Annotated in this window: 14 protein-coding genes; 7 read left to right on the forward strand and 7 right to left on the reverse strand. The window is 59.1% G+C overall.

Features of this window, described 5'->3' with window-relative positions:
• Positions 1–72: 72 nt before the first annotated feature.
• The 6 genes from hyi to ftsY form a co-directional block, all read right to left on the reverse strand.
• Positions 73–852 carry a hydroxypyruvate isomerase gene (gene hyi, locus JIF53_RS00555; RefSeq protein WP_199451582.1) on the reverse strand — a complete coding sequence of 260 codons (780 nt, stop codon included), beginning with the start codon at positions 850–852 and terminating at the stop codon, positions 73–75.
• A 20-nt stretch (positions 853–872) separates the two neighbouring features.
• Positions 873–1,784 carry an NAD(P)-dependent oxidoreductase gene (locus JIF53_RS00560; protein WP_153741729.1) on the reverse strand — a complete coding sequence of 304 codons (912 nt, stop codon included), beginning with the start codon at positions 1,782–1,784 and terminating at the stop codon, positions 873–875.
• Positions 1,785–2,030: 246 nt separating this feature from the next.
• Positions 2,031–2,891, reverse strand: a complete 861-nt coding sequence (gene rpoH, locus JIF53_RS00565; RefSeq protein WP_014422978.1) for an RNA polymerase sigma factor RpoH — start codon at positions 2,889–2,891, stop codon at positions 2,031–2,033.
• 192 nt (positions 2,892–3,083) lie between these two features.
• Positions 3,084–4,088: a permease-like cell division protein FtsX gene (gene ftsX / locus JIF53_RS00570; protein ID WP_023008692.1), complete on the reverse strand. Its 1,005-nt coding sequence runs from the start codon at positions 4,086–4,088 to the stop codon at positions 3,084–3,086.
• Positions 4,078–4,752: a cell division ATP-binding protein FtsE gene (gene ftsE / locus JIF53_RS00575; RefSeq protein WP_014422980.1), complete on the reverse strand. Its 675-nt coding sequence runs from the start codon at positions 4,750–4,752 to the stop codon at positions 4,078–4,080. Before ftsE ends, ftsX begins: the two co-directional genes overlap by 11 nt.
• Positions 4,753–4,779: 27 nt before the next feature.
• On the reverse strand, positions 4,780–5,997 hold the full coding sequence (gene ftsY / locus JIF53_RS00580; RefSeq protein WP_199451583.1) for a signal recognition particle-docking protein FtsY: 1,218 nt from the start codon (positions 5,995–5,997) through the stop codon (positions 4,780–4,782).
• Positions 5,998–6,201: 204 nt separating this feature from the next.
• Between ftsY and rsmD the strand changes: the two genes are divergently transcribed.
• Positions 6,202–6,837, forward strand: coding sequence for a 16S rRNA (guanine(966)-N(2))-methyltransferase RsmD (rsmD, locus tag JIF53_RS00585; RefSeq protein ID WP_014422982.1), 636 nt, complete (start codon positions 6,202–6,204; stop codon positions 6,835–6,837).
• A 36-nt stretch (positions 6,838–6,873) separates the two neighbouring features.
• On the opposite strand, the gene JIF53_RS00590 is transcribed toward rsmD, so the two are convergent.
• Complete coding sequence (locus JIF53_RS00590) at positions 6,874–8,052, reverse strand: acyl-CoA desaturase (protein WP_199451584.1); 1,179 nt, start codon at positions 8,050–8,052, stop codon at positions 6,874–6,876.
• A gap of 187 nt (positions 8,053–8,239) precedes the next feature.
• Between JIF53_RS00590 and mutM the strand changes: the two genes are divergently transcribed.
• From mutM to JIF53_RS00620, 6 genes are all read left to right on the forward strand, one after another.
• Positions 8,240–9,052 carry a bifunctional DNA-formamidopyrimidine glycosylase/DNA-(apurinic or apyrimidinic site) lyase gene (gene mutM, locus JIF53_RS00595; protein WP_199451585.1) on the forward strand — a complete coding sequence of 271 codons (813 nt, stop codon included), beginning with the start codon at positions 8,240–8,242 and terminating at the stop codon, positions 9,050–9,052.
• A 176-nt stretch (positions 9,053–9,228) separates the two neighbouring features.
• On the forward strand, positions 9,229–9,561 hold the full coding sequence (locus JIF53_RS00600; protein ID WP_011787154.1) for a hypothetical protein: 333 nt from the start codon (positions 9,229–9,231) through the stop codon (positions 9,559–9,561).
• 86 nt (positions 9,562–9,647) lie between these two features.
• The gene (gene yrfG, locus JIF53_RS00605) at positions 9,648–10,337 is read left to right on the forward strand and encodes a GMP/IMP nucleotidase (protein ID WP_199451586.1); all 690 of its coding nucleotides are present in this window, start codon (positions 9,648–9,650) and stop codon (positions 10,335–10,337) included.
• A 48-nt stretch (positions 10,338–10,385) separates the two neighbouring features.
• Complete coding sequence (gene hslR, locus JIF53_RS00610; RefSeq protein WP_011787156.1) at positions 10,386–10,793, forward strand: ribosome-associated heat shock protein Hsp15; 408 nt, start codon at positions 10,386–10,388, stop codon at positions 10,791–10,793.
• 87 nt (positions 10,794–10,880) lie between these two features.
• On the forward strand, positions 10,881–11,735 hold the full coding sequence (gene hslO, locus JIF53_RS00615) for an Hsp33 family molecular chaperone HslO (protein ID WP_022991325.1): 855 nt from the start codon (positions 10,881–10,883) through the stop codon (positions 11,733–11,735).
• A 174-nt stretch (positions 11,736–11,909) separates the two neighbouring features.
• Entirely contained in the window at positions 11,910–13,445 is a 1,536-nt protein-coding gene (locus tag JIF53_RS00620) for a phosphoenolpyruvate carboxykinase (protein ID WP_199451587.1), read from the forward strand.
• Positions 13,446–13,643 lie beyond the last annotated feature (198 nt).

A 13,643-nucleotide genomic window follows, 5' to 3' on the forward strand; every position in this document is an offset into this window, starting at 1 on the left:
CAACAAGGGTACGAAGAACTCCGGGAACCGGCCAGTTACGATCTTGTAAGAGGGTGTCGCCTATGGCGACGGTCAGTTTGCCTCCGAAAACCAGCCCAGAGACGGCTCTGTCGCCCCGGTGGGCCTGTACTCTGCGCTCACCCAGCCGCCATAACCCAGTCTGTCTATCGCAGAGAAAACATTCGAAAAGTTAATCTCCCCGGTTCCTGGCTGATGCCGGCCCGGATTGTCCGCAAACTGGATATGGCCGATCCAGGGCAGCAGACACTCAATGCCGCGAATCAGGTCCCCTTCCATGATCTGCATGTGATAGAGATCGTATTGCAGGCGCACGTTGTCTGCCTCCACCGCCTCAATCAGCGCCATCACCTTGCCACTGGTATCGAGCATGAAGCCCGGCATGTCCACCCGCGAATTGATGGCTTCCAGACAAAGGGTCAGGCCTGCTTCGGCGAACCGGTCGGCTGCGTACTGCACATTCGCCACCAGGGTCTGCCAGGCCTCTTCCTCGGCAACGGATTCGGGCTTCAAACCCGCCAGGCAGTTGAGCTGCTTGCAGTCCAGCATCCGGGCGTAGTGAATGCCCTGCTCGACACCGGCGCGAAACTCCTCAATGCGATCCGGCAGACAGGCAATGCCTCGCTCCCCTGCTGCCCAGTCGCCGGGCGGCAGGTTGAACAGTACCTGTTCCAGCCCGTTGCTCTGAAGCCGCTCCGCCAGTTGTTCTGCCGGCCACTCATAGGGAAACAGATACTCCACACCATGAAACCCGGCACTTCGGGCCCGGGCGAAACGTTCCAGAAACGGCACTTCGGTAAACAGCATGCTCAGGTTGGCAGCAAAACGGGGCATGGCAGATTTCTCCGGTTAATTCAGTGCTTGGGGCCTCGGCCCAGTGAACCCATCAGGGTACCGTTCAGATGCTCCAGCTCCAGCAAGAGGCCGCTGTGATCAACATCACTGTGGCCATTGGCGACCAGGGCAAGGTATTCATTATGCACCTGCTGAGCCAGTGGCAGCGTCAGATTCTCCGAGCGGGCCTCATCCAGAATCATACGAATATCCTTGAGCTGGATGCGGGCCGGAGCGCCCGGCGCGAAGTCCCGGTCAATCATCCGCTGGCCATGCAGTTCCAGAATCCGGCTGCCGGCAAACCCGCCCATCAGCGCTTCCCGCACGGCGGCCGGATCCGCGCCACCTTTGGCGGCCAGCAACAGCGCTTCCGACACAGCCCCGATGGTAATACCCACAATCGCCTGATTGGCCAGCTTCGCCAACTGACCGGCCCCCACCGGCCCGATGCGGGTGCATTTGCCCAGCGCGTTGAACACCGGCAAAGCCCGCTCGATATCGGCTTCAGAACCGCCCGCCATGATACTCAGCCGGGCCTCGGCCGCACCCACCGTGCCGCCAGATACCGGTGCATCCACATACCCCGCCCCCTGCTCTGCGGCCAGCTCGGCATGCTGCCGCGCCAGCGACGGCTGCACCGAACTCATATCAATCACCAGCGCACCCGGCTTCACCGCAGCCATAGCACCCTGCTTCACCAGCACATCATCCACCACCTGACCATTCTCCAGCATGGTGATCACGATATCGGCATCCGCCACCGCCTCAGCGGGCGTCCCGGAGATCGTCGCTTCGCTGGCAAAGGGCTCGCACTTGCTGACGGTGCGATTCCAGAGCGTCATGGAAAAACCGGCGTCCAGCAGGTTACGGGTCATCGGCGCGCCCATCAGGCCGATGCCGAGAAAAGCGATACGAGGAGAATGTGCAAACATTTTGGGGAATCCCACTCAGAAGCCCGGCGAAGGGATTGGGGTAGCCTTTCCAAAAATTTGCGGAGCCATGGATGGCGGAGCAGAAGCGCCACATGGATGTGCCGCAGGAGCGTTTTTTGGAAAGGCTACCCCAATCCCTTCTTCCCAGCCACGTGAATTAAATGGTTTAGGCGGATTATACAAACAAAAACGCCACCAACCGCGAACGGTGGTGGCGTTTTCAGCTTCCGGGCTGGCAATAAAACCTCAGGCGACCTCAGCCATCTGCACCCGGATCTTCTTCATGGCGTTTTTCTCAAGCTGGCGGATCCGCTCAGCGGACACCCCGTACTTGTCGGCCAGCTCATGCAACGTCGACTTGCTCTCCGACAACCAGCGTTCACGCAGAATATCCTGACTTCGCTCGTCCAGCTGCTCCAGCGCCTGCATCAGCCGGCCGTTGGAGTCCTCAGACCAGTCAGCGTTTTCCAGCTGAACCGCCGGATCGCTACGGCGATCTTCCAGGTAATAAGCCGGCGCCTGGTAGGCGTTGTCTTCGTCATCATCCATCGGGCCGTCAAAGGCGGTGTCCTGGGAAGCCAGACGACCTTCCATTTCCCGCACCACGTGCGGCTCGACACCCAGATCATTGGCGACCGCTTTCAACTCATCGTGATTCAGCCATGCCAGCTTCTTCTTCTGGCTGCGCAGATTGAAGAACAGCTTGCGCTGGGCCTTGGTGGTGGCCACTTTCACAATGCGCCAGTTACGCAGAATGAATTCGTGAATCTCCGCCTTGATCCAGTGCACGGCAAACGACACCAGACGCACGCCATACTCAGGATTAAACCGCTTGACGGCCTTCATCAGGCCAACGTTGCCTTCCTGGATCAGGTCGGCCTGGGCCAGGCCGTAGCCAGAATAGCTGCGAGCAATGTGAATCACAAAGCGCAGGTGCGACAGCACCAACTGACGCGCGGCCTCAACATCGCCATGGTAGTGCAGCCGTTCTGCCAGTTCCCGCTCTTCATCAACGGAGAGAACAGGAATGCGACTCGCCGCCTGGATATACGACTCGAGATTCGCACCCGGAACCAGTCTGTCAACCAGCTGTAAACTCGTACCCATGCATTAACCTCCGAACCTGACAGCCTTTAAATATAGCAACTCAATATGAGACCGCCAAGAACTCAATTAGTTCCCGAACTTCCCAGTAAAACGTTAAAAATCATACATCTGGAAAGATCGCCTTTGCTTTTCTACAAATCAAACTACGTCAGAAAAGGCTCTTTTTTCAATACGGTTTTCCCGCGATCCGGATCAGCCTCCAGCAATATCGCCCGGCTCTATGTCATCCAGATGACGCCTCACCGCAACCCAGGCGCCCAGCCAGCCTAACAGCATCGCTACGATTATCAATGCCAACGCGCCATCGAATCCCGGCCCCTGCAAGGTAAACTCACTGCGATACAGCCCGGCAAGACGCTCGATCGGGCCGCTTAACCACCAGAGCGACACCTGAATCAGTAACCACGCCACCAGGCCACCCCCGAGCCCGAACCAGGCGCCGGTGTAAAGAAACGGACGACGAACGAAAGCATCGGTTCCGCCCACCAGTTTTGCCACGAGGATTTCATCCCGCCGGTTCTCGATGGCCAGACGTACCGTGTTTCCAATCACCAGGATAACCGCAGCCCCCAGCAACAAAGCCAGCGCCCAGACGGCGCGGGCAAGGATGTCGGTCATTGCGTTCAGGCGTTGCAGCCAGCCCAGGTCGACCTGGACCTGATCGATACCGTTCATATTCTCGACAAACGTCACCAGTGCCTGAACGCCCTCTGCCGAGCGAGCGCTGTCTTCGGGTGTAATCAGCAGCGTGTGCGGCAAAGGATTCTCTTCCAGAAAATCCAGCGCCTCGTCCAGCCCGGAACTGGCTCGAAAATCGGCCAGGGCCTGGTCACGCTCGACCAGCTGAACCGATACCACTCGCCCATCGCTTTCAATGTCCGCGGCCATACCCCGGGCTTCCTCCGCCGGCAGTTCCATCGCCAGATAGGCGGTAATCCTGGCCGTGCTCTCCCAGCCTGCACTCACACCCTGCAGGCTGGTCAACAGCAACAGCAGGGCAACCGGCAAGGCCAGAGCTACCCCCATCACTGTCCAGGTCATGGCGCTGGCTACCGGGGTTTTCCACATTCTCTGGATAGAATCCCGGGCTACTTTCCGGTGGTGGCCCAGATAACTCCGGGCCTGATCACTCAACAGTGATCGCGAACGGTTAGCGCCCCGGCGATTATCCGGCTTCTGGCGAGAGTCAGTGGCCACTCACACCTCCGCCAGCTACCAGCTGGCCCTGATTCAGAGTCAGCGTACGTCGATTCATTTCATTAATCAGAGCAATATCGTGGGTTGCCACAAGTACCGTTACCCCAACCTGACTGAACTGGGTAAACAACCGCATGATGTCTGCAGACAATTCGGGATCCAGGTTACCGGTCGGCTCGTCCGCCAGCAGTACGGGTGGTTTGTTTACTACCGCACGGGCAATACCGACCCGCTGCTGCTCACCCCCGGATAACTGCATGGGGTTCATCTTTTCCTTTTTCAGCAAACCAACCTTGTCCAGTGCCGCCCGCACGCGCCGGCCGGTGTCTTCCGGCGAGGCCCCCATCACTTCCAATGGCATGGCCACGTTGTCGAACACCGTGCGGTCGAACAACAGCTGGTGATTCTGGAACACCACACCGATATGACGCCGGATGTAAGGAATCTGGCGGCGGGGCAGGCTATTCAGTTTCTGGCCGCCCACGATCACCTCACCCGCTGTCGGGCGCTCCATCACCATGATCAGTTTCAGAAGGGTACTCTTGCCCGCGCCGGAATGACCGGTCAGAAACGCCAGCTCACCACGATCCAGGTGAAAGTTCACAGCCCTGAGTGCGGTGTGATCACTGTCGTAGCGTTTGGTTACCTGGCGGAACTCGATCATCGGGGCAGCTACTCCGTCTTTACGGCGTCAGTCTTCGAACAACGCATCCACAAAAGTTTCGGCATCGAAGCTGCGCAGGTCTTCGGCCTGTTCTCCCACCCCGATATAGCGGATTGGCAACTGCAGCTGACGGGCGATCGCAAACACAATACCGCCTTTGGCCGTGCCGTCCAGTTTCGTGAGCGTAATGCCGGAGACACCCACTGCCTGCTGGAATACCTGGGCCTGGCTCAGGGCATTCTGACCGGTGCCGGCATCCAGCACCAACATGACCTCATGAGGCGCAGATTCATCCAGCTTCTTCATCACCCGAACGACCTTGGACAACTCGTTCATCAGGTTGTCCTTGTTCTGCAGGCGACCGGCGGTGTCTGCAATCACCACATCCACACCCCGGGATTGAGCAGACTGGATGGCGTCGAAAATTACCGATGCACTGTCTGCGCCGGTATGCTGGGCCACCACCGGAACGTTGTTGCGCTCGCCCCACACCTGCAATTGCTCAACCGCCGCCGCCCGGAAGGTGTCACCAGCGGCCAGCATGACCGACTTACCCTCACTCTGGAATTTCTTGGTGAGCTTGCCGATGGTAGTGGTTTTGCCGACACCGTTCACGCCAACCATCAGGATAACGTAGGGCTGTTTGCCGGCATCGATCTCCAGCGGCCGGGTCACCTCCTTGAGGAGGCCATGCAACTCATCCCGTAGCGCCTTGCGCAGGGCCTCGCCATCTTTCAGCTGATTGCGTTCGAGTTTCTCGGTCAGGGCGTCAATGATCTCAGAGGTGGCGGTCACACCCACATCGGCCATCAGCAACGTGGTTTCGATTTCTTCCAGCAGATCTTCGTCAATCTTCTTGCCCACCGAGAACAGGTCGGCCAGACCACCGGTCAGGCTGGCCCGGGTTTTCCCCAGACCCTGCTTGATGCGCTCGAAGACACTGACTCGGGTTTCCGGTTCGCGCTCAACCTCAGGCTCCGCCGCCGGAACGGGTTCCGGCGCGGGAGCCGGCTCAACAACCGGTTGAGCCGCTTCCGGCTCAGCGGCTTCTGCCGCTGGTTCAGGCGGCACTTCAGGTTCGGCCTCAGGTTCCGCTGGCACAGGAGCCGGCCCCCTGGCCACCTCCGGCTTACGCTGAGGTACCGGCTTGGGCCGGGGCGCACGCTTGCGGTTGCCGGCGATATCCAGCACAAAAAACAGAACAAGAAGGGCCAACAGGCCGACTGAAATCCACTCTGCCGTCATAATCTATCCATCTGTCTGAAAAAAGGGCGGGCACAGGCCGCAGGTTCGCGAAGAGGACACAAGAACCCCAGCTCGCCAAAATAAGTGGAGCATTCTAACAGACTGGCCGGCACAAGTGATGGGGCAGGATTAACCGGTCTCGTGGATTCCGGTACCATAGCCGCAAACATCAGCCATCCATGATTTCCCCGGAGCCTCGCCCCTATGGCACGACGTCCCCCAGCCCGCAAAAAACCCGTCGTCTCACCAGGCAAAGGCTCCGGAACCGGCGAACTGAGAATCATCGGCGGCGACTGGCGCAGCCGGAAACTGCGCTTTCCGGACGCCGGCGGCGTGCGGCCCAGCCCGGCCCGCACCCGGGAAACCCTGTTCAACTGGCTGAACTTCCACCTGGCAGGCAGCCGGTGCCTGGATCTGTTCGCCGGTTCCGGGGCTCTGGGACTGGAAGCACTGTCCCGTGGAGCAGCGCAGGCAACGCTGGTGGACCACACCCCCGCCCTGGCCAAAGCGCTCCGGGACAACCTCCGGCTGCTGGGAACCAACAAAGGGGATGTCGCCTGCCAGGATGTGGAACAGTTTCTGGCAAAGGGTGACGGCCGGGGCTACGACATCGTGTTTATGGACCCGCCATTCCGGCAAGGCTGGCTTGAACGGTTGATACCGCTGCTGGACACCCAGCAATGGGTAAAGCCGGGTGGCTGGATCTATGTCGAACACGAGAGTGAAAGAGCCTTGCCGGCGGTTCCGGCCAGCTGGCACCTGCACCGACAGAAATCAGCAGGCCAGGTCAGCTACTGTCTTTTCCGGGTTGAACGGGGTGAGGAACCGGAAGCCCAGTAACGGGGGCTTCCGGCGTATCCTACAGGCAGGCCTGTCTCAGGAAGCGGGGCGCAAGGAATACGCTCGCAGGTGCGCGGCAAACTCTTCCAGGTAACGAACACCACTGGCTTCGGCGTCACGACACCACTCCATCAACGCCTGCAGCTTGTCCTGGGGCTTGAGCCCGCGCTGGCGCCAGAGTGCCTGGAGTTCATGACTCTTCTCGTAGATCAGCCTGAGCACTTCGTTGCGCTCCAGCACCGTGTCGAGATGTTCTTTTTCCCGAGGCTTGATCAGGCTGATTTCGCGAGACAGCAATTGCTTGAGCTTGCGATAACGGGGACGAATTTCGTCGTCCATCAACGCTTTCTGCTGTCGCAGCACCGGCTCCATTACTCGCTTGCGATACTGGCGCATGATCACAAAGCGGTTATTGGCGATAGCCTGAACGGTTTCCACGTCCACCGCCTGCTTGCCCGGAACATAATGAGCAATAGGCCGGTAGCCTTTCGGCGTCGCCAGACCAAACAGCTGGAACAGACGAATGTAACCCCAACCGATGTCCACTTCGTACCAGCGACGAGACAGCTTGGCCGAATTCGGATAGGTGTGGTGATTGTTGTGCAGCTCTTCACCACCAATCAGGATACCCAGCGGCGAGATGTTGCGGGCGTTATCGGCGCATTCGAAATTCCGATAGCCCAGATAATGACCGATACCATTGACCACGCCGGCAGCCCATACCGGAATCCACATCATCTGTACCGCCCAGATCCAGATACCGTGCACCCCGAACAGTGCCAGGTTGATTACCGCCATCAGGGCAATACCCAGGGTCTTGTACCGGCTGTAGAGGTTGCGCTCAATCCAGTCTTCCGGCGTGCGCTGACCATAGCGTTCAAGGGTTTCAGGGGTGGCAGAAGCAGCGTACAACTCGGCGCCCTCAAACAGCACCTTGCGAATACCCAGCACCACCGGGCTGTGAGGATCTTCCTCGGTTTCGCACTTGGCATGGTGTTTACGGTGGATGGCCGTCCACTCTTTGGTGTTCTGGGCCGTGGTCAGCCAGAGCCAGAAGCGGAAAAAGTGCTTGAGGACGGGATGCAGATCCAGCGCGTTATGGGCCGAATGACGATGCAGATAAAGGGTAACGCTAACGATGGTGATGTGTGTCATCACCAGAGTGACCGCGATCAGCTGCCACACAGAAAGGTCCAGAAGACCGTTAAACCACATAGATAATCCTCGAAACTCGATTAACTTCGAAAGGCGATACTGCTGAGGGATGTCGCTGGCACTCGAAGGGGGTGATCGTTAGGCCCACTCTAGCGTACAGGTGTAAGCCTGGACAACCAGGTTTGGCGGCTTTTTTGTTACCGATTACACTGTTTCGTCTCAAAATCTGTCTGTTGGTGGAGGCTCTGTGCCGGAATTACCTGAAGTTGAAACCACCCGTCAGGGCATTGCGCCTCACTGCGAGGGCCAGACCATCCAGCGGGTAATTGTCCGCAACCCCAGCCTGCGCTGGCCGGTGCCGGCGGATCTGGCCGAGCACCTGGAAGGCAAGACCATCCGGGCCGTGGAGCGCAGGGCGAAATACCTGTTCCTGCACCTGGAGACTGGTTCCGTGATTGTCCATCTGGGCATGTCGGGCAGTCTCAGAGTGATCACCGACGACAGCCCCGCCATGACTCACGATCACGTCGAGCTTGTCCTCGGCAATCATCGCCGCCTGCGCTTCAATGACCCGCGACGCTTCGGCTGTTGGCTGTGGACTACCGACTGGAACCGGCATCCACTGATCAGCGCGCTCGGTCCGGAACCCCTATCCGAAGGTTTCAACGGCGCCTGGCTTTTTCGCCTGTCCCGGCATAAACAGACGCCGGTCAAATCCTTCATCATGGACAATCATGTGGTGGTGGGCGTGGGCAACATCTACGCAAACGAAGCGCTGTTCAAGGCCGGCATCCACCCGAAACGCAAAGCCGGCCGCATCAGCCTGGACCGCTACCACAAGCTGGCCGAGGCCATCCGGGAAACCCTCAGCGCCGCCATACTGATGGGCGGCACCACTCTGCGGGACTTCGTCAACAGCGACGGCAAACCGGGGTATTTCGCCCAGTCGCTACTGGTTTATGGCAAGGCGGGAGCGCCCTGCACCGAATGCAACACCCCGCTGAAAGAGATCCGCATGAACAACCGATCGACGGTTTACTGCCCCCGATGCCAGCGCTGAGATTCCGCAACGGCTCACACTTTTCAACGAAAAACCGTTTGAAATTGAGGCAATATGATTCATAGTTAATGGAGTGCTAGTACCCGGTCGCCGCACGCAGCGCGAACATGCTGGCTCGCAATACAGAGACAGGCGAGCCCTGACCAACCGGGCTGATACGTTCAGGAGAGAATGACATGACCCGCAAGATTTCCCGCACCCTGGTAGCCACCGTCGCAGCCTGCCTGCTGGCATTCTCATCGCTCGGCCATGCCCGTGCCGTGGACGAAAGCCCGTCTGCGCTGGCCATGACCGCCGATGCGGTGTTGCTGCGCCCGGCGCTGCTGGCCACAACCATTATTGGTAGTGCTGTGTATCTGGTATCCCTGCCATTCTCGGCGCTTGGCGGCAATGCCGGTGAAGCCGGTGAAGTGCTGGTGGTTGGCCCGGCCAAGGCCACCTTCGTGCGCTGCCTGGGCTGCACCCGCACCGGTCGCAAGTCAGAAACTGTGGAGCAGTCCGACAACTGATTTGGCGCACCGATCCGTAAAATCCCGGCTTGCCACTGGTCGGGATCTGAGGCAGCCTGAAGAAAATTCTTCAGGCTGTTTTGTTTATGGTGGACTGGTCAACCCTCGATACGGTGTTCCTCGATATGGACGGGACACTGCTGGATCTGCATTTCGACAACCACTTCTGGCTGGAGCACCTGCCAAGGCGCTATGCCGAACACTTTGACCTGCACCCAACCGAGGCCCGGGACTACCTGATTCCGATGATTATGGCCGAGCGGGGCTCACTGAACTGGTACTGCACCGATTACTGGAGCGAACGCCTTGCCCTGGACATAACCGGCCTTAAGGCGGAAGTTGGCGACCGCATTGGCTACCGCCCCCATGTAACCGACTTCCTGGCCGCACTGCGCCAGGCCGGACTGCGCTCGGTCATCGTCACCAACTGCCATCCAGATCCTCTGGCCCTGAAACTTCAACGGACCGGGCTGGATCAGCATGTTGACGGCATCGTCTCCAGCCACGAACTGGGCAAGCCCAAAGAGGACCCGGCGTTCTGGCAGGACCTTGCCGGCCGCTCCCCCTATCGTCACCAATCTACCCTGATGGTCGACGACAGTTTCCCGGTGCTTGAGAGTGCCCGTGCCGCCGGTATTGGCCAGTGCCTGGCGATTCTGGCCCCCGACAGCCAGCAGCCATCCAAAGACCACCACCCGGACATTCCCGGCATTCATCACTTCGATGAAGTACTGCCTGCCTTGCGCTCACATACAGCAGTGCCATCCACCCCATGAGGGGGTTATAATGGATTATTGCGGCATTTGCCCGACAGGTGAGGAGATATGACGGCGGCGAACGCAGACGATCAGAAAGTCCGGCTCGATAAATGGCTGTGGGCAGCGCGATTCTATAAAACCCGCTCGCTCGCCAAAGAGGCGATTGAAGGCGGCAAGGTGCACTACAACAGCCAGCGCACCAAGCCCGGCAAGATCGTTGAGACCGGCGCCAAAGTGACCCTGCGCCTGGGCTGGCAGGAAAAGATCGTGATCGTCGACGACATCAGCGACCGACGCCGGGGCGCCCCGGAAGCCCAGAAGCTCTATCACGAAACCGACGACAGCGTGAAACGGCGGGAAGATCTGGCCTGGCAACGCAAGACCATGCAGGCTGCACAGCTGCCCCCGGCTCGAAGGCCGAGCAAGAAAGATCGCCGGGATATCCAGCGCTTCCGGGAACAGAATGGTCTGTAACCATTGAATCCCACATATCTGACAACCCGTATACAACCCCGTTTCAGTAACTCCCAGTAAATCGATACATCAGCTCCAGGAGACACCATGGCATCCCGCGACCAGTTCCAACGTTTTCTCTTTGAACACAGCCAGGTGCGGGGTGCCTGGGTACAGCTGGGCGAGAGTTTCAAGGAAATCACCGGCCAGGCCCCCTACCCGGATTCAGTCCGCGAGCTGCTGGGAGAATCCCTGGTAGCCAGCGTACTGATGAGCAGCACCCTGAAATTCAAAGGCACTCTCTCGCTGCAGGCAGCGGGTGAAGGTGCCCTCAGCACACTCATGGCCGAATGCAGCCATGACCGCCATATCCGTGGCCTGGCCCGCTTTGATGCCGATGCGGTCAGCGGCGAAACCCTGCACGAGCTGCTCGGAAAAAGCCGTATGGCCATCACCATTACCCCGGAACAGGGCCAGCGCTATCAGGGCGTGGTACCAAGGGAATCAGAAACCCTGGCCGGCTGCCTGGAAGAGTACTTCGAGCGCTCCGAGCAGATCGCCACCAGCCTGTTCCTGTTTGCCAACGAGGATACCGCTGCCGGCCTGTTACTCCAGCGCCTTCCCGGCCATACCGATGACGACGATGACCTGTGGAACCGGGTGAACCACCTGGCCCGCACAGTGGAAGCGGAGGAACTGCTGAGCCTGGACAGTGAAACCCTGCTGCACCGGCTGTTCCACGAGGAAACGGTGCGCCTGTTCGAGCCGGATCCGGTTGCCTTCCGCTGCAGCTGTTCCCACGAACGCACCCTGGCCGCGCTGGAAGCCATCGGCAAGGACGAGTGCTACAGCATCCTCGACGAACAGGGCAGCATCAACATGGACTGCCAGTTCTGTCACGCAAACTATCGCTTCAATAGAAATGATATTGATCACCTTTTCACCGGCCATACGTTACACTAAGCAGTCACTGAACTTGCCCGGAAGCCGCCTCTGGCGCGGCTTTCAGGGCAGTCGTTTTTTGTGGGCGTCTCTGGCATAATAGCGCGCCTGAATTGACCCGATTGTTCAGTTTTCCGTCAATTTTCGGGGGGACGGCCTGGGCAATCACGAAGACATCCCGAGGGCGAGGTCGAAGTGAGCAACACTTATAATGATCTGAGTACAGCACGACTGGTCGAGCTGGCATTAGCAAGGAACGAAGGCCAGCTGGCATCCAACGGTTCTCTGGTGGTCACCACCGGTGAGCGTACCGGCCGGTCTCCTATGGACCGCTTTATCGTCGAGGAGCCCAGCACCGCCGACGACATTCACTGGGGTCCGATCAACCGCCCGCTCGATGCTGAAAAGTTCGATGCCCTGTGGGATCGCGTTGAAGCCTACATCGCCGAAAAAGACCGCTTCGTCTCTCACGTTCACGTTGGTTCCGACCCGGAACACTACCTGCCGGTAAAAATGACCACGGAAACCGCGTGGCAGAACCTGTTCGGCCGCAACCTGTTCATTCGCCCGGATAGCTTCAACCCGGCCGACAAGCAGGAATGGCAGATTCTCAACGCCGCTAATTTCGAGTGTGTACCGGAGCGTGATGGCACCAACTCCGACGGCTGCGTCATCATCAACTTCGCCAAGCGCAAGGTGTTGCTGGCCGGCATGCACTACGCAGGCGAAATGAAAAAAGCCATGTTCTCGGTTCAGAACTTCCTTCTGCCCGAGAAAGACGTTCTGCCCATGCACTGCTCAGCCAACGTCAGTGAAACCGGCGAGACCTGCCTGTTCTTCGGCCTGTCCGGCACCGGCAAAACCACCCTGTCTGCAGACCCGCACCGGTTCCTGATCGGTGACGATGAGCACGGCTGGGGCCCGGGCACCGTATTCAATATTGAAGGCGGTTGCTACGCCAAGTGCATCGACCTGAGCCAGAAGAACGAACCGATCATCTGGGACGCCATCCGTTTCGGCGCCATCGTTGAGAACGTGATGATTGATCCGGAGACCCGCGAGCCGGATTACAACGACGTTTCACTGACCGAAAACTCCCGCTGCGCCTATCCGCTCGAGCACGTCGAAAAGCGCGTGATCGAGAACCGTGCCGGTGAGCCCTCGCACATCATCTTCCTGACCTGCGACATGACCGGCGTTCTGCCTCCGGTATCCATCCTGAGTCGTGAAGCGGCTGCGTACCATTTCCTGAGTGGCTACACCGCGCTGGTGGGCTCCACCGAAATGGGCTCATCCTCCAAGCTGAAGTCCACCTTCTCGACCTGCTTTGGTGCGCCGTTCTTCCCGCGCCCGGCCGGCGTCTATGCCGAGCTGCTGATGAAGCGTATCGACGAATTCGGCAGCAAGGTATTTCTGGTCAACACCGGCTGGACCGGTGGCCCCTACGGTGAAGGCAAGCGTTTCAGCATTCCGACCACCCGCGCCATCATTGCCGCCATCCAGAACGGTGATCTGGACGACGTGGAAACTGAGCACCTGGATGCCCTGAACCTGGACGTGCCCAAGCATGTTCCTGGCGTAGACACCGAGCTGCTGAACCCGCGCACCACCTGGGTCAGCCCGGACTACTACGACGGCAAGGCTCAGGAGCTGATTGCCCAGTTCGTGGAAAACTTCAAGAAATTCGACGTGGCCGACGCCATTGTTGAGGCGGGCCCGAAAGCCGGCTAAAGCCGCTTTCCCACTGCCATAAAAAAAGCGCCTTGCGAAAGCTCGGCGCTTTTTTTTGGTTCATCGCGGATTAGCGGGAAAGAGGTAGGGACGGACGGTGAAACGGGTTAGGTTGTTTGTGCGAGCAAATCACCGTCCGAGACACCGCCGTCATGCCAGATGCTACGTTTCCTGCCTGGGGCTGGGAAGGGTTTTTAC

Origin of the sequence: Marinobacter sp. bablab_jr008 (assembly GCF_016464145.1) — a bacterium.
Lineage (GTDB): Bacteria > Pseudomonadota > Gammaproteobacteria > Pseudomonadales > Oleiphilaceae > Marinobacter > Marinobacter nauticus.

Coding starts and splice junctions, on each gene's coding strand:
- ftsY (WP_199451583.1), bottom strand. CDS start 5,997: ATGACGGCAGAGTGGATTTCAGTCGGCCTGTTGGCCCTTCTTGTTCTG.
- JIF53_RS00590 (WP_199451584.1), bottom strand. CDS start 8,052: ATGTGGTTTAACGGTCTTCTGGACCTTTCTGTGTGGCAGCTGATCGCG.
- rpoH (WP_014422978.1), bottom strand. CDS start 2,891: ATGGGTACGAGTTTACAGCTGGTTGACAGACTGGTTCCGGGTGCGAAT.
- hslR (WP_011787156.1), top strand. CDS start 10,386: ATGACGGCGGCGAACGCAGACGATCAGAAAGTCCGGCTCGATAAATGG.
- JIF53_RS00560 (WP_153741729.1), bottom strand. CDS start 1,784: ATGTTTGCACATTCTCCTCGTATCGCTTTTCTCGGCATCGGCCTGATG.
- JIF53_RS00600 (WP_011787154.1), top strand. CDS start 9,229: ATGACCCGCAAGATTTCCCGCACCCTGGTAGCCACCGTCGCAGCCTGC.
- hslO (WP_022991325.1), top strand. CDS start 10,881: ATGGCATCCCGCGACCAGTTCCAACGTTTTCTCTTTGAACACAGCCAG.
- yrfG (WP_199451586.1), top strand. CDS start 9,648: ATGGTGGACTGGTCAACCCTCGATACGGTGTTCCTCGATATGGACGGG.
- hyi (WP_199451582.1), bottom strand. CDS start 852: ATGCCCCGTTTTGCTGCCAACCTGAGCATGCTGTTTACCGAAGTGCCG.
- rsmD (WP_014422982.1), top strand. CDS start 6,202: ATGGCACGACGTCCCCCAGCCCGCAAAAAACCCGTCGTCTCACCAGGC.
- ftsE (WP_014422980.1), bottom strand. CDS start 4,752: ATGATCGAGTTCCGCCAGGTAACCAAACGCTACGACAGTGATCACACC.